The organism is Chryseobacterium sp. PMSZPI (genome assembly GCF_002835665.1).
Lineage (GTDB): Bacteria > Bacteroidota > Bacteroidia > Flavobacteriales > Weeksellaceae > Chryseobacterium.
Genome location: NZ_PIZV01000038.1, coordinates 53,499 through 71,110, shown reverse-complemented (window position 1 = coordinate 71,110; position 17,612 = coordinate 53,499). Strand labels below are relative to the sequence as shown.

Here is a 17,612-nt window from a genome sequence, read left to right as displayed (position 1 = left end):
TTTCTGTTGTAATGATCCTGCCAAATTTCTCCGAATTATTCTTTAAAATTTCTGCTGCTTTTGCAATTAACTTTTGTCGTTCTTCAAACGGCACCTTTCTCCACACTGAAAACGCTTTATCTGCTTTAATAAGCTTGCTTTCAATTAATTGTTCCATAATATAATTTCTGTTTTAAATTCAGCTAATGAATTTATGAGCGCTTTTATTTTTAAAAGCACGATGAAATCAGCAAATTCCATTCCTTAGGGATCAATAAAAAAATGATTTTCTCTATCGGAAGAATATAACTTTACCTTAAATCATTAGCCATTCATTCATCAGACATGCAGCAAGTCTCGCCGTCCTGTCCTGAATATCAAAAGAGGGATTAACTTCTGCCACGTCTAATGCAACCAGTTTTTTATTCTTTAAAATATGCTTGTAAAAATGCATAAAAGTTGCATCTGCAAAGATACCATTATATGCCGAAGCTGAAACCCCCGGAGCAATAGATGCATTAAAAACATCCATACAAATGGTGAGATACACAAAATCTACATTGTTTAATAAATCATCAATACGTTGATAAATAGAGGGAAGATTTTCGAAAAACAATTCGTCGGCAAGAATATATTTCATTCCATATTGATGGGCGGTATCAAAAAGTTTTAATGTATTTGAATTTCTTTGGATTCCGATGTGCAGGGAATTCATCGGACCTTCCTGAGCAATTTGCCAGAATCCCGTTCCGGAGCTTGCTCCTACTCCTTTTTCCGGCTGTCTGTTATCAAAATGGGCATCAATATTAATAATCCCGATTTTCTGTTCAGGAAAAGCTGTTTTAACACCCAAATAATGGGCATAGGTTACTTCATGACCACCGCTTAGGACAAGGGACTTTCCGCCTTTTAAAAGTACCTTAGAAACATTTTTTGCAAGGGTATTCTGGGTATTTTCCAAATTACCATCGTCACAGGTAATATTTCCAAAATCCAATAATGAGAAATCCGGGTGAACTACAGGAAAATTAGACATATTTTTCCGGATCACGTCCGGAGCTTCTTTAGCTCCCTGGCGTCCCTTATTTCTTCTCACTCCTTCATCTACAGCAAATCCATGCAAAACGAAATCATTCGTTGAAATATTGTCGTAATTGTGTTCTTTTTTTACTCTCTGAAATAGCCTGTGGAAGAGAAGCTCTTCTCCATCCCATCTACCCTGCCAAATATTTTGAAACATAATCCTTTAAAAATTCAATTTTAGTCGCATCATTATATCCAGTAAAGCTAATTAATATTGTTTAGATAAAAAAACAAGTTTCATTTATTATACAAATCATTCATTGTAAGAAAAATAGATCATTTTTTATTCTTTTTTCTGATTGGCATTGCTGCTGATAAACATTTCATTTCGTTCTTCGGAAATAATTTCCAAAAATCTTTCATAGTGTTTCAGCACATCCGAAATCAACTCATTTTTTGTAAAATACTGTACATCATATCCCTCTCTACCATCTCCGAAATAAGATCTGGGATAATGGGTTTTATTATCTTCCAAGTCCGGGAGATTCTCTTCGGTGATGATATACTCCGATACTCTTTTTACCTGGTTTTTCACACCATAAATAAAGTTATTCACTACTCCCTGATGAATTTCTATTTCTATTCTGACAGGATCTTCATATTGGTTTATCTTCGCTTCAATTCCATTGGCTGCAAATTCTTCTTGAAGATCTGTAAAGGCTTCTTTTGCTTTTCCCTGGATAAAGTGATCTACGGATGAACTATCTTTAAAAGAAACAATGTTTTTTAAACGTTCTTTCCAAAACTCACCGGACCAAGGAACTGTAGAAGCGGAAAAGTTTCTGTCATAATATTTTTGATCAATGCTAAGTCCTTTCATCAGGCTAACAATAAAGAGAATCACAATAATGGAGAAAGGTAATGCTGTAATTAAGGTCATACTTTGAAGAGCCTTCAAACCTCCTACATTCAACAATAAAAGAGATAACACAGCCAGTAAAACACCCCAGAATACAATTTGCCATTTGGGAGATTTATTAGAATTTTTGGTTGCGATACTATTCATCACAAATATTCCGGAATCTGCAGAAGTCACAAAGAAGATCAGGATAATAAGAATAACAAAGAAACCGGTAAAAGACGAAAAGGGCATATATTCTAAAAACCTGAACATTAGCGCATCAGGATCTGTTGCAAATTTACTTAGTTGCCCATCTGCAATATTTAAATCAAACCATATGGCACTATTACCAAACACAGACATCCAAATAAAATTGAATAATGTAGGGAGGATTAGAACAGCCAGAATAAACTCTCTGATTGTTCTTCCCTTAGAAATTTTTGCAATAAATAGCCCTACATACGGGGACCATGAAATCCACCATGCCCAATATAGAATCGTCCAATCATAGAACCATGGCAATGCATTTTTTTCATATACATGAGTATTGAAAGTAAGGTTGAAAAAGTTATTGATATAATTTCCCAGTCCATCGGTAAAACTTCCGATCAAATAAACCGTTGGTCCTAAAATCAGGACAAATAATAAGAGAACAATCACACTAACTACATTGATATTGCTTAATAACTTCACACCCTTACCTACCCCGGAAATGGCAGAAATAACAGAAAGAGAAATCAGGCAAACAACAATAATTACCTGATACATGAAACTATTCTCAGGAGTAATATGAAGTATATTCAATCCGGAACTGATCTGTACCACTCCAAATCCTAGAGTAGTTGTGATTCCAAAAAAGGTACAGCACAGCGCAAAAACATCAATAGCATTCCCCCATTTTCCATTAATTTTATTTTTTAATAAAGGATAAAAGCAGCTTCGTAACGAAAGCGGTAATCGATATCGATACGCAAAATAAGATAGGGAAAGGCCCACTACTCCATAGATCGCCCATGCATGGATTCCCCAATGGAAAAAAGTATATAATTGAGCCTGCTTTGCCCTGCTTACATAGTGATTATCCGCAAATACTTCTGAAGAATAGTGCTGCATAGGTTCAGCCACACTAAAATAAATTAGTCCGATTCCCATTCCCGCTGCAAACAACATAGAAATCCATGAGAAGAATGAGTATTCCGGCTTACTGTCGTTAGCTCCTAATTTTATATTTGCATATTTACTGAAAAGCAGATACACTAAAAAGATCACAAACAAAGTTACAGACCATACATACACCCAATTTAAATTGATAAATATGAATTCTTTAATCTCATTCAGGATGCCCTCAGTCTGCTTAGGATAAAGTGCAGATAAAAAACAGGTTCCTATAATAAAAATTAAACTCGGAATAGTGACCCCTTTGTTAAAAGTAGATCTAACATTTTGAAAATTCATCATTTTTATTTTCGTTTATAGTATTGACAAGTCTTCCTGGTATGGGATATAGCTGTAAAAAAAGTACTGAGAAATAAGAAAATATCCAGGTTTTCCGGGTTCTCCGGTGCACTTAAGAACTATGAAAAAATACGTTATTTATCTAAAAATCAACGTTAATTGCGGCGCAATATAAGAAAACTTATAGAGAATACGAAAAATACGAAGGACTTTATGATTTTAAAATTCTGTTTTTAAAAGCCGAAGAGAAGAGAATTTTGTGATATAAGGGAGGATTGACAAATAAAAAATGTGGAAGAGTTTTCTTCCACATTTCATTTATATATATTTTGCATTTAACTGACCTGATTTCCATCAATATAAATATGCTCAGCCTTTAGACTTCCCTGGTTATAAAGGACATTCTGGAAATTATTAGTTTTGAATGTTACAAAATCAGCTTTCTTTCCGGCTTTCAATACTCCTCTGTCTTCCAGATTAAGTGCAAAAGCTGCACGGAATGTCATTCCTGCTAAAACCTCTGCAGTTGTTAGTTTCTGGAATGTCGCCAGAATTGACGCCTGTGTAATCAAGTTACCCATTGGTGCAGATCCCGGATTCCAATCGCTAGCAATGGCAACAATTGCTCCTGCATCCAAAAGTTTTCTGGCCGGCGTGAATTTCTCACCTAATCCTAAACTTGCTCCCGGAAGAGCTGTAGCTACCGTATCTGATTGTGCTAAAAATTCAATATCTTCATCAATAGTTGCTTCTAAATGGTCTGCAGATTTAGCACCCACTTCTACTGCAATCCTTGAGCTTCCCGGCGTAAATTGGTCTGCATGAACAGTAATTTCAAAACCTAAATCTTTAGTTTTAAATAGAAATTCTTTACTTTCTTCCGGCTGAAAGGCTGATTTTTCAATAAAGATATCCACACGCTTAGCAAGGTTTTCTTCTTTTACTTTTGGTAAGATTTCAGTAATAATATATTCTAAATATTCAGAATTACTGCCTTCAAAATCTCTTGGTTTTAAATGAGCGGAAAGACAAGTCGGAACTAAAGTTGCCTTGGTAGATTCCTGTGCTTTTTTAATAATTCTGAGCATTTTCAACTCATTTTCAACATCCAGTCCGTAACCACTTTTTATTTCAATAGTAGTAATTCCCAGCTCAACAAGAAACTTAATTCTTTCCAGCAATGTTTTCAACAGTTCATCTTCTGAAGCATTTCTCGTGTGTTGTACGGAGCTCCATATCCCACCACCACTTTCAGCGATTTCCAAATAGGTTTTTCCGGCATTACGCATGGCGAAATCATTCGCTCTATTTCCACCAAAACAGATATGGGTATGAGAATCTACAAAAGCAGGAAGAACTACCTGTTCTCCTTCTATCTGTTCTATTTCTATTGCTGGATTTTCATTTTTTAATGCTTCAAAATTTCCGATACTGTGAATCATATTATGATCTACCACGATTCCTCCATCAATAATAATTTCCAGTTGTTCATCAGAAAGTTTTCCTCTTAAGGGTAAGTTGGCCAGGGTCACAACTTGCTTGAATGGTCCTATTAATTTCATTTATTTAGGCTAAAGTTAGAAGATGAATTGGGCAAATCGGAAAACTTACCTCACAATTCAAACTTAATTTTCCTCTCAAAAATACTTAAAAATCTCAATATATTCAACCTTTCCCACTCTCATTTTTAACCTTAGCTTAAACCTCAGCCTCAATCTTAACCTTTTCTCAATCTTCCCTTCAACCTTAGTCTAAATTTGTTATCTTTGAGGTAAATGAAATGAATTAATGCCAGATTTTTTACATCCAGATAAGGAAAATTACTCCCGCGAGGAACTCATGCAGGAAGAACAAATCCGTCCCCAAAGCTTTAAAGATTTTGCAGGACAAAGAAAAACCTTGGAAAACCTCGAGGTTTTCGTGACTGCTGCCAAGAGACGTGGTGGGGCACTTGATCACGTACTGTTACATGGTCCTCCAGGTCTGGGAAAAACCACCTTAGCCAATATTATTGCCAATGAATTGGGTGTAAATTGTAAGATCACTTCCGGTCCTGTATTGGACAAACCCGGAAGTTTGGCTGGTCTGCTCACTAATCTGGAGGAAAATGATGTTCTTTTCATTGATGAGATCCACCGTCTATCGCCTGTTGTAGAAGAATACCTGTATTCTGCTATGGAAGACTACAAAATCGACATTATGCTGGAAACCGGCCCCAATGCGAGAAGTGTACAAATCGGGTTGAACCCTTTTACTTTAGTGGGTGCAACAACCAGAAGCGGTATGCTTACCAAGCCAATGCTTGCCAGATTTGGAATTCAAAGCAGATTGGAATATTACTCGATTGAACTTTTATCCATGATTATTCAGAGAAGTGCAAGGGTGCTGGGAGTTGTTATTTATGAAGATGCAGCTATAGAAATTGCGAGAAGAAGTCGTGGAACTCCCAGAATTGCCAATGCATTACTAAGAAGAGTAAGAGATTTTGCAGAAATCAAAGGAAATGGTGAAATTGAAATCAACATTACAAAATATGCTTTAGACTCTTTAAATGTGGATGAATTCGGATTGGATGAAATGGATAATAAAATCATGCGTGTCATGATCGAAAATTTCAAAGGAAAACCGGTTGGAATTTCTGCTTTAGCTACTTCTATTGGTGAAAATCCGGAAACTCTGGAGGAAGTATACGAACCGTTTTTAATTCAGGAAGGGTTTATTATCAGGACACCACGAGGAAGAGAAGTTACTGAAAAAGCTTATCAACATTTAAATATCTCAAAACCGAGAAACCCAGGAGAGTTGTTCTGATTCAAGGTTTAACATTTTAGGATTAAAAATAAAAAAGTGATTAATTAATGTTTGTACCTAAATTATACAGAAGTGAAGATCTGAATCTGATGAGAAAGATTATCAGTGAAAATTCTTTTGCTTTACTCATTTCTTCTATTGATAAAATTCGTGCTACTCATTCGATGATGATGATGAACGAAGATGATCCGGAAAATGTTTATATTGAAACTCATATTTCAAAAGTGAATCCACAAGCCAAAACATTGAAGAATAATGATGAAGTTCTTTGTGATTTTTTAGGGGCCCATACTTATATTTCCAGCAGCTGGTATGATCACATCAATGTATCCACCTGGAATTATGAGGCGGTACAGATTTACGGAAAGATTGAATTAATGAATCATGACGAGCTTTATGCGCATTTAGATAAATTAACATCCAAATATGAAAAGTTCCAACAATGCCCAATGATGGTGAAAGATATGGGAAAAACATTTGTGGAAAAAGAAATGAAAGGAGCTTTTGGAATTAAAATTATTCCAACGGAAATATTTATCAAACAAAAACTGTCTCAAAATAGAAAAGAAAACGATTTTCAAAGCATTATTTCTCATCTTGAACAATCAGATGAGAATGCCAAAAAAATTGCAGAGAAAATGAAATTAATAAAGAAATAATCAAAATATACATATGAAGCTATATCCAATACAATGTGGAAAATTTAAACTGGACGGCGGTGCTATGTTCGGAGTCGTCCCAAAGAGTCTGTGGGAAAAAACTAACCCGGCAGACGAAAAAAACCTAATCGAATTGGGAACCCGTTCTCTGCTTATTGAAGACGGTAAAAAATTAATTCTGGTAGATTGTGGTCTTGGTAATAAACAAGATGATAAATTTTTCGGACATTATTCTCTTTGGGGAGATGATAACTTAGATAAAAATTTAAAGAAATACGGTTTCGTAAAGGAAGATATTACAGATGTATTTCTTACTCACCTTCACTTCGATCACTGCGGTGGTGCTATAGAATGGAATGATGACAGAACAGGATACAGACCTGCTTTTAAGAATGCTCATTTCTGGACAAATGAAAATCATTGGCAATGGGCAACAGAGCCTAATGACAGAGAAAAAGCAAGCTTCCTGAAGGAAAACATTCTTCCGATGCAGGAAAGCGGTCAGCTAAACTTCTTACCACTTCCAACAACTGGAAATTATGGGTTCGCTCCGGATCTGAAAATGGATGTCATTTTTGTAGATGGTCACACCGAAAAACAAATGCTTCCTGTAATTCAATACCAGGAAAAAACCATTGTTTTTGCTGCCGATCTTATTCCGACAGCAGGGCATATTAACCCTGTATACGTAATGGGATATGATACAAGACCTCTTTTAACTATGGAAGAAAAAGGAAAATTCCTTAAACAATGTGTGGATAACGAGTACTTATTATTCTTTGAACATGATGCTCACCATGAATTAGCAAGTCTTAAAATGACAGAAAAAGGAGTAAGGCTTGATGAGACGTTTAGCTTTAATGATGTTTTTGGATATTAATTTTTAATCATGGAAGAATTGCAGACAGAAACACAACAGACGGAACCAGAACCAGCACCCAAGATCATTGGATTAACGGGAGGCATCGGTTCAGGAAAGACAACAGTAGCCCGTTTTATTGAAGAATTTGGTTTTCCGGTTTATTATTCTGATGACAGAGCGAAGGCCATTGTTAATGAAAGTGAAGAACTGAAAAGAAAAATCAAAGACTTACTGGGAGAAGAAGCTTATAATGAGAATGGTCTGTATGACAGAAAATTTGTTGCTGATCAGGTTTTTAATAATAAAGACCTTCTTCAACAATTGAATGCAATCATTCATCCTGCGGCACGCATTGATTTTGAAAACTGGGTCGCTCAACAAACTAAATATCTGGTTTTCAAAGAAACAGCATTGTTATTTGAATTAAAACTCAACAGACAATGTTACAAATCTCTTTTGGTAACGGCAGAAGATAATATCAGGATCAAAAGAGTAATGGATAGAGATGGTAAAACCTATCGCGAGGTAGAAGCTGTTATGGAAAAACAAATGCCTGAAAAAGATAAAATTAAAATGGCAGATTGTATTATCTATAACAATACTAATCTTGAAGAATTAAAAGAACAGACTGAACAGGTCGTCTTTAATATTGAATAAATCAATTTGAATAAAAAAATAAGCCCTCTTTTCGGAGGGCTCATTTTTTATAAAAAAGTTACATTATTATTCTTTAATAAATTTCTTTTGAACTGTATTACCGTTATCATCAATATCTATTACATAAACACCATTGATTAATCTGCTTACATTAATTTGATTGTTCAGCAGAATACCATCTCCCACAATCTGTCCTACAGCATCATAAATCTTATATTTAGCTTTCTTGCTAATATTTTTCACATATAATACTGAGCTTACAGGATTAGGGTAAATGAGAATATCAGTTTGATTGATTGGATTAGGAACACCATTTTTAGAGATTCTTACGGAATAATCTTCCACTTCCCCATTCGCAAAACCAAGACAATTTACAGGTATGCCGTCCCTTTGCATAGCCACTCTCATGACAACATATTTATAATCGGTCATACTGACAAAAGCATCCACCGGTACACTGAATGTCCCCGTTACAGGAGTGGTTGTATTTGGAGGAGAAGTAAACACTCTTTCATTGATATCAAACTCTCCATTCCTGTTGAAGTCAATCCAAACTGCGATTCCTTCTTTATAAGTCGTTCCAGTCCATTTTTTCTCGATGGTAATCTCATTACCGGTAGACCCTTGAATCAATTCTATAAATGTTTTAGGAACTCCTGTATAATCTGTATAAGTTGACGGGCCTGAAGTATTTTCCATAACAGGTTTGCCATTAGGCTTGACAGTAACTTTAGCAATATGCTCACTTGCTGAACTTCCTGCTCCCATCTTACAATAGATAATAGTAGGTGTTGTAAAATAATATGGCGGAGTATAAGCTGCAGTAGTGCCATTACATACGTTGGCCACCTGCATTTCATATTTGGTAAGCTCTGTTAATCCTGTTAATATATATGTGCTGGTAGCGGTCTGAATGGTTGTCCAGCTCGGAATTCCTACCTTTCTATATCTCAAAACATAAGTAGCTCCTGGAAAAGGATCCCATTTAATTTCTGCTGATGTTGGAAACAATTGTGTGATTGTCAATCCCGGCGGCGGAAGTTCACATATTCTTTCTGTTGTAAAGACACTAGAATTCGAATATGGATTTAGCGTGGTTTCTCCTGCACATTGGTTGGCAATTTGCACTTCATAAGTAGTATATGGATCCAAACCACTCAATGTATAAGTATTTGTAGGAGCAGCAGGTAATGGAATTGTTGGACTTGACCATGCCGTTGCTCCTACCTTTCTCCACCTCATTGTATAAGTTACACCTGCAACAGTTGGAGTCCACTTTATTAGAGCAGAATTTGAAGTTATATTACTCACACTGACTCCCGGAGGTGTAGGGTCACATCTTGTGGAAAATGTCCCAATAGGAGTAAATGCTCCATTAGTAATTCCACAGTTTGCTGCTACCTGGACTTCATAGGTAGTAGATGGTTGTAGATTACTTAAAGTATATGGAACACTTGCAACATATACATTCGTCCATACTGTTGTCCCTTGTACTCTATATTGCAACAGGTAAGTAAGGTTATTAGCAGCACCAGTCCAATTAATGATGGCTGAATTATGCGTTACCGAATTAAATGTTAATCCTGTTGGGGTAGCTGTGCTACATGGTTTTAATTTTACCACATAATCTTCTACTTCTCCATTTATAGCATTCTGACATATCGTAGGGGCGCTTGATCTCTGTAATACAACTCTCATTGTAGTAGTTAATGTTCCGGAATATGCATTTGCCGGCACATCAAATAAGGCAGTAACAGGACTTGTCGTATTAGCTGATGAAATAAGAATTCTTTCAGAGCTTTCAAACTGTCCATTTCTGTTAAAATCAATCCAGGCTGTAACCGCTGTATTATCTGCTGTTCCCGTCCATCCTTTTGATACTGAAATTTTATTATTAGTAGAGCCAATTTCTAATGTAATTAATGTAGCAGGGGTAGTATAGCTGGTATAATTTGTTTGTACAGAAGTATTATTCATTACAGGTAATGCAGGATTCACAGGAGTAATTGTTACATTAGAGATATAATTACTTGTCCCTGTTCCTGTCATTGGGCAGTATGATAATGGCGGGGTTGTAAATTGTTGGGAAGGAGAAAATGCTCCTTGTGTACCATTACATTTTGTTGCTACCTGTACTTCATATTGAGTCTGCTCTGTTAAATTCGTGATGGTATAATTATTCCCCGGTGCAGGTACCGGATCTATCGTAGTCCAGTTTCCTGTACCCACCTGTCTATGTCTTAGCACATATACAGCTCCGGTAGTAGCTGCCCATGAAACATTAGCAGAATTAGGAGTAAGATTGGTTATAGTAATATTAGATGGTGCTGCACTGGTACATGCAGGCATATCAATAATTTTTACTGCATAATCTTCCACTTCTCCATTGGTAAAAGATCCACAAGCATTAGGGTTACTGGTATCTCTCAATACTACACGCATACGTGTTGTAAGAGGTCCGGCATAAGCTGTTGCTGGCACAGAAAAAGGTCCTGTCACCGGAGTCGTTTGATTATTAGCTCCATTTAAAATTCTTTCGCCAGTATCGAAAACTCCATTTTTATCAAAATCTATCCAGACACTTACTGCCTTATTGCTCATAGCAGCCGGCCATGATTTAGAAACTGAAATATTATTATTCGCCGTACCACGAACAAGAGTAATTAATTTTGTAGCATCTGATGCATAATCTGTATAGTTATTAGCACCCGAATTATTACTCATTGTATAAGAATTGGTAGCAGCTACCGTTACATTTGAGATGTATCCATTATTTGTGTTACTTGAAGTAGCCGCACAATATGGGGTCATAAAAATTGTAACTGCAGAGAAATTACCTGTTACTCCTGAACAAATATTTGCTACCCGAACTTCATAATGTGTTCCTGCTGTTAAATTGCTCAGGATTGTTGTATTGGTAGTAGGCGTTGGTGTAACAGTTGTCCAGTTGGTTGTTCCGGCAACCCTATATTGCACTACATAAGTTGCATTAAACGATGCATTCCAGGTAATAGTTGCTGAGTTTTGCGTAAGAGCAGACACTACAATTCCTCCAGGAGGATTGGATGTACAGATAGGCAATGTATCTATATTACTTGTACCTATGGCATAAAATACATTATTGACAGCACTTACTCTGACCTTGGCAGTTCCCCCTACTGTAAGCGGAAAAGAACTAAAATCTAAAGCTTCAGTACCGTCATTAGGTGTGGAAGCCGCAACTACGTTCCAGGTTGCTCCGTTATCTGTAGTAAAATCTATTTTTACATTTGGAGCATTGTATGGAGCCGCATTTGTATTTACCACATCCCATGTTACGGTTGTAGGACCATTATTATAAACTGTTCCAGGATTTACTTTGAATGGCCCATTATTTCCAACAATAATCGTCTGAGTAGCACTTTGGGTCTGCTGTTGAGTTGAGATGGGATGATTATCTCTGACAGTAACTGTAAACTTTGTCGTTCTTGCCACTGTAGACACGGCTTCCCACAAGTTATTAGAATTATTCAAAACTCCCGCCAGCACAGAGGATAGTCTTGGAAAATATCTTGTAGGATTTGTTGTATGCATTACAGATCTAAAAGACGGTCCGGTTGAAGTATTCCCCAGATTACCGGAATTGATAGTTTGAGTTGCAAAATCTATTTCTTCCCAATTATAAGTTAGCGGATCATTTTCAGCATCTGTAGCTGAAGCCTTCAAAACGAAAGCAGTCCCCTTTGGTATATTATAAGTAGGTAGTGCAGCAATTACAGGAGGAGTATTCGTAATTGAAGTTTCAACATCGCATGTTTTATTAATTAAATTAGTCTGAATATCTCTGATATTAAGTGTATTGAAATAAGGATCAGAATTAGGTTGAACATCTGTTGTGGTCCCTGGAGGAGCACTATTATTTGTTATACCCGCATACCCCATAATAGAGCTACCAGATCCCGGCTCAACAAAAGGTTCTGACCCCAACTGACCACCATCATAGGTAAAACAATGTATACCTCCTAACTGATGTCCTAACTCATGAGCTACATAGTCTATATCATAAGGATCTCCTTGTGGTTGGCGGTTTCCCCAAGATGTCCATCCGGAGCCTTTATCATTTTGCGTAGGCACAACATTATCTCTGCAAATACAACCAACACAACCTGCATTTCCACCTCTTTGTGGACCAGCAAGCAAATGCCCAATATCATAATTACTATTCCCAACATTTGAGGTAAGAACTTGTTGTAATTCATTATTCCACAATAGACCAGTTCCATTACCAGTCGCTGAATAAACAGAATAGGGATCTGTATTAGGATCTGTATAAATTAAGTTGGGATAATTCTGCATATTCAGGTGTACAGCAAATTCCTTTTCATATACACCGTTGATCCTTGTGAGTGTTGCATTAATTGCAGTCATTGCTCCTGCTACCGTTCCTCCATGAAACTGCGTATATTCACCACAAGCACTAAGAGCCAATCTTAATGTTCTGTATTTTCTATCAGAAGACCTGGCAAAATTAGTAGGTTGCTTATCAAATGAATGTCCATTTTTATAAAGTTCTTCAATATCATGTTTAGCGTCTTTACTTTCCTCTGCAGAGCATACAAAACCGGTTTTACTACCTTGGGTTTTGTAATGAACTCCATAAACCGTTTTAGTCGTATTCGCTGGTTCAATAAATTCAGACCCTTCTCCGGTGATAATCATTGATTGGAAATCGTTAGGCGCTAAGCTGAATCTCAAATATTTAGAAGGATTATCAATCCCTACCCCTACATAAGAACCCAATTGATATTGTTCTGCCAGCTCTTTCACTACAACCGGAAAACTGTAAACAGCAAATTTTTCCATTTTTCCGCTAAGAGTGGGGAGTGAGATAATAACAGGTTTTGCATTCGGTCCTGATTCCTGTGCATTGGCCAATTGTGATTTTAGCAATGAGATATCCAGAGTATAATACCCTTTAGGCTTGGTCTCATTTTGAAGTCTTTTTCCATTAAAAATGGTTTGCGCCCATTGAGCATGAGTCATTGCAAACAAATAAAAGAAAAAGAAAGAAGTAAAAATTTTCTTCATAATTCTTTTTTAAAATTTGTATTAATATCACAAATTTAGCTTTTATTTTATCAATTAAAAATACAAAATACCAAAACAATGAAAACTCAATAATAAAACTCAATATAAATTAAAAATATAAATTATTATATTGAATTTGTATTAAAATTTCAACATTTATTGAATGATAAAATCACAGAAAATCTATTTTAAAACAAAAAAAGATCAAATGTTTATGTTTATTTTGAGCTTTTTATTCTAATACTTACTTCTATAAAAAAAATAAGCTTCCATTTCCGGAAGCTTATTCTATATTTAAGTTTTAAGTTTTAATTTATTCTTTAATAAATTTCTTTTGAATCGTATTACCATTATCATCAATGTCTATTACATAAACACCGTTGATTAATCGGCTTACGTTGATTTGGTTGTTCAATAGGATACCATTTGAGACTACTTGTCCTGTTACATTGTAAATTTTATATTTAGCTTTTTTGCTGATATTTTTAACGTACAATACGGAGCTTACCGGATTAGGGTAAATAAGAATCTCTGTTTGGTCCGTAGGATTTGAAACTGCCTTTTTAGAAATTCTCACCGTGTAATCTTCAACTTCTCCATTCATAAAATTAGTACAATTAACAGGGATGCCATCTCTTTGCATTGCCACTCTCATTACAACATATTTGTAGTCTGTCATACTTACAAATGCGTCTACCGGTACATTAAATTTCCCTGAAACCGGACTTGTAGTATTTGGAGGTGAAGTAAATACTCTTTCACTAATATCAAATTCTCCGTTTCTATTAAAATCAATCCAAACAGCAACCCCATCATTATAACTAGCTCCCGTCCATTTTTTCTCGATCGTAATTTCATTGTCAGTAGAACCTTGGATCAATTCAATAAATGTTTTAGGAACTCCTGTGTAGTCTGTATACGTAGATGCTCCTGATGTATTATCCATTACAGGTTTTCCATTTGGCTTTACAGTAACTCTGGAAATATATTCTGCCGCTGAACTTGTTGAACCCATATTACAGTATACTACAGTAGGTGTTGTAAAATAATATGGAGGAGTATAAGCACCAGGTGTACCATTACAGATATTCACAACCTGCATTTCGTATTTTGTTAATTCTGTTAATCCATTTAACACTAATGCACTTGTCACGCTAGGAATTTCTGTCCAGCTTGGAATACCTACTTTTCTATATCTAAGAACATAAGTTGCTCCCGGGAAAGGATCCCATTTAACTTCAGCTGATGTTGGGAATAATTGTGTAATTGTTAATCCCGGAGGCGGAAGTTCGCATACTCTTTCTGTCGTAAACGCTTTTGGATTCGAATACGGATTCGGATTCAGGTCACCAATACATTGGTTAGCCACTTGTACTTCATACGTAGTATATGGACTTAACCCACCAAGGGTATAAGTATTGGTTGGAGGCGAAGGTAAATTAACATTATGCCATACCCCAGGTCCAGTAGGTCCCACTTCTCTCCATCTCATAATATATGTAGAGCTAGCAGCCAGTGGTGCCCATGTAATTAATCCACTTGTAGGGGTAATATTACTGATCGTTACGTTTGGAGGGGTAGGATCACATCTTGTAACAAATGATACCGGATTCGCATTTCCTTCCGTCGTATTACAAAGCGCAACTACTTTTACTTCGTAGTTAGTAACAGGCAGTAAACCTGTCATAATATAATTGTTTGCAGGGGCTGCTATTACTGTAGATGAATTTGGCCATCCTGTAGTTCCTACTGGTCTCCAATATACTTTATAATTAAGGTTATCTTGAGAAGCTGTCCAATGTACTGTTGCAGCATTATGGGCAATCGCATCTACGTAAACATTTGTAGGAGCTGTTGTAGAACATGGCTTAATAACAAAAGTAAAATCTACATAGTTTCCATATGAAGCCGGACCACAAGGAGTGATAGCACCGGACCAAGATGTAGCAAACCTTGCTCTATAAGAACCTGATGCATGACCTGTAGAATTAATTGTTCCCGATCCAGATGCAACATAGCCATTCGAAAAATAAACTGTTTCTGTTGCAGCATCGAATACCATATCATTATTCCAGTCTATCCATAAATAATAATAAGAAGAATTTCCTACTCCGGTCATACTAAAATTCAAAGAAGCACCCGGCAATACAGAGAACGTTGTCGCCGAATTGTTTACATATGCACTATATGATGAACCGGTATAAGCAAGATTGGTAAATCCTCCGGTAGTTTTAATCTCCTTCAAATAATATGTTGTTGAAGATGTTCCTCCTGTAGGAGCACAATAATTGGTATAAACCTTAAGAGGTCCCGTCCAATCTCCGATATCAGAAGCACTACATCTTGCTCTTACCCAAATATAATAGGTAGTACTTGCTGCTAATCCACTTATCACTTGAGTAGGTCCGCTAACTCCAGAATATTGAGGAGTTACAGTCGGTGCAGGAGTTGCAGCTGATGTTGTATAATAAACATCATATCCTCCAGCCGGTGCCGGAGTTGGTACCGTCCATTGTATTGTAGCACTTGAAGTGGTTACATTTAAAACATTTAGACCTTGCGGATCTAAACATGTAGGAGCAACTCTCAATTTGAAGTCATCTACCCCAAGGTACCAAGGTGAACTTGTTGCCGAAACATTTAATCCGAAATTATAATTTCCTGATGCAGTAGGTGTATAATATACCTTATATAAAGTATAGTCTGTAGTCCCTTGCGTTGCAGTAATAAATGTTCCTAATGCAGTGGCTCCCGTCGCAGATTGTGCAGTATTCACCAAAACATTACCTGTATACCCTACATAAGAACTACCGGTTCCCCCTGTATTATAATAGAATGAAAATTCATAGGTCTTACCTGCAGTCAATGCAAAACTAGGTGTCCAAAGTTGACTGGCATTTGAATTACCATATTGAATACTCATATAATTCGGTGCAGATCGAGGTGCATTGAATGTTGTAGATCCTGTATTTACAGAATTCCAAGGATAAGTACCTGCTATTTGTTTCCAACAAATTGGGACAATACCAGTTCCTATAGAGCTCATAGAGTCAAAATTTTCTGTCCAAGGAAGCGTAGTAACGGCAGAACAAAGCGTAGTAAATGGAGCCGTAGAAACCCAAATACTCTGCTGAGAGGCACATTTTGATCTCACCCATACATAATATTTTGTACTGGAAGCTAACCCCGGAATAGTTACCGGACTAGCCGTCGTTTGCACAGAGTTACTAGCATTCAAAACAGTACTTGCATTTGGAGCAACTCCGGTCGTATTATAATATACGTCATATCCATTAGCAGGAGCAGGAGTTGGTGCTGTCCAGCTCACTTGCGCACTATTGGATGTGATTGCACTCGTTGTAACGGCAGTTGGGAACATACAAGAAGATGGTGGAGAACTGTCAAACTGTAACCTCGGAATACTGGAAACTCTACTGGATGCAGTAGGTGGTGAAGCCGGGTCCGGAGTTACGGTGTCACTGTAATAATACATTCCCGTATTACTGGTTGAAGTATAAGAACCCCACGAAGCAGTACAAGAATAACTTGGAGCAGTTTCATTTACTGCCACAACAAGATTACCAGTTCCATTCCAAACAAAAGGAGTAGCTAATGCAAGTTCTACCCATGTTCCGGATGTCATATTAGGTAATGTTCCAGAATACACCATAGACATTTGAGATACCGGAACCCAGTCTGTTGTAGAGGCAAAGCTGGTCTTTGTAGTATTTCCTAAGTAAACTGTCCATTGGTTATAATTAGCCTGAGTAGATGCCGTACTACTAACATAAAATCTAATTTTGGTAATCACTGTATTAGTTGTCCCAATAGCAGCTGTCATTTCCGCCGCTGTGTACAATTGCTGCGAATAATTGTAGCCATAACAAGAATAGACGGGAAGATAATTTGTAGTAGCTGTCCCTGTACCAATTTGCCCCGTTTGTCCCGACAATTTCGGAATAAAAGCAAGCATAAAGGCAAAAAATAGTAAAATTTTCCTCATACTTATAGAATTTTATACATTATACATTTTAGCTAAAAAATTAATTTTTTGAAATCTATTTTACACAATAAACAAACACATCTATGAAAATTATTATAAAATTCGAAAAAGCTATAAAATTTTTCACGAAGAAGTTTATTTTGTATAAGCACAAATCTAATCATTTTTTATTATTAATTTATAAGCACAATTAGT

At 36.4% G+C, this 17,612-nt stretch carries 10 protein-coding genes; 4 read left to right on the top strand and 6 right to left on the bottom strand.

All coding sequences use genetic code 11. The features are described 5' to 3' along the window. From CW752_RS08375 to hutI, 4 genes are all read right to left on the bottom strand, one after another. Positions 1-157, bottom strand: a 157-nt coding sequence (locus CW752_RS08375) for an aldehyde dehydrogenase family protein (protein WP_117614365.1), incomplete at its 3' end; no start/stop codon positions are given. Positions 158-295: 138 nt separating this feature from the next. Beyond that, positions 296-1,219, bottom strand: coding sequence for a formimidoylglutamase (hutG, locus tag CW752_RS08370; RefSeq protein ID WP_101239289.1), 924 nt, complete (start codon positions 1,217-1,219; stop codon positions 296-298). A gap of 126 nt (positions 1,220-1,345) precedes the next feature. Beyond that, positions 1,346-3,361: a BCCT family transporter gene (locus CW752_RS08365; RefSeq protein WP_101239288.1), complete on the bottom strand. Its 2,016-nt coding sequence runs from the start codon at positions 3,359-3,361 to the stop codon at positions 1,346-1,348. A 332-nt stretch (positions 3,362-3,693) separates the two neighbouring features. After that, complete coding sequence (hutI, locus tag CW752_RS08360; protein ID WP_101239287.1) at positions 3,694-4,920, bottom strand: imidazolonepropionase; 1,227 nt, start codon at positions 4,918-4,920, stop codon at positions 3,694-3,696. A gap of 226 nt (positions 4,921-5,146) precedes the next feature. Between hutI and ruvB the strand changes: the two genes are divergently transcribed. From ruvB to coaE, 4 genes are read left to right on the top strand one after another with little or no spacing between them, the layout of a single operon-like run. Beyond that, positions 5,147-6,169 (top strand): Holliday junction branch migration DNA helicase RuvB, encoded by a 1,023-nt coding sequence (ruvB, locus tag CW752_RS08355; RefSeq protein ID WP_101239286.1) that lies wholly within the window; start codon positions 5,147-5,149, stop codon positions 6,167-6,169. A gap of 47 nt (positions 6,170-6,216) precedes the next feature. After that, the gene (locus CW752_RS08350) at positions 6,217-6,828 is read left to right on the top strand and encodes an FMN-binding negative transcriptional regulator (protein WP_101239285.1); all 612 of its coding nucleotides are present in this window, start codon (positions 6,217-6,219) and stop codon (positions 6,826-6,828) included. 13 nt (positions 6,829-6,841) lie between these two features. Beyond that, positions 6,842-7,708: an MBL fold metallo-hydrolase gene (locus CW752_RS08345; RefSeq protein WP_101239284.1), complete on the top strand. Its 867-nt coding sequence runs from the start codon at positions 6,842-6,844 to the stop codon at positions 7,706-7,708. 9 nt (positions 7,709-7,717) lie between these two features. Continuing rightward, positions 7,718-8,347: a dephospho-CoA kinase gene (gene coaE / locus CW752_RS08340; RefSeq protein WP_101239283.1), complete on the top strand. Its 630-nt coding sequence runs from the start codon at positions 7,718-7,720 to the stop codon at positions 8,345-8,347. Positions 8,348-8,413: 66 nt separating this feature from the next. Here the strand turns inward: coaE and CW752_RS08335 are convergent, their stop codons facing one another. Both CW752_RS08335 and CW752_RS08330 read right to left on the bottom strand, forming a co-directional pair. Beyond that, the gene (locus CW752_RS08335) at positions 8,414-13,414 is read right to left on the bottom strand and encodes a GEVED domain-containing protein (RefSeq protein WP_101239282.1); all 5,001 of its coding nucleotides are present in this window, start codon (positions 13,412-13,414) and stop codon (positions 8,414-8,416) included. A 313-nt stretch (positions 13,415-13,727) separates the two neighbouring features. Further along, entirely contained in the window at positions 13,728-17,417 is a 3,690-nt protein-coding gene (locus tag CW752_RS08330) for a fibronectin type III domain-containing protein (RefSeq protein WP_101239281.1), read from the bottom strand. Positions 17,418-17,612: the final 195 nt, after the last annotated feature.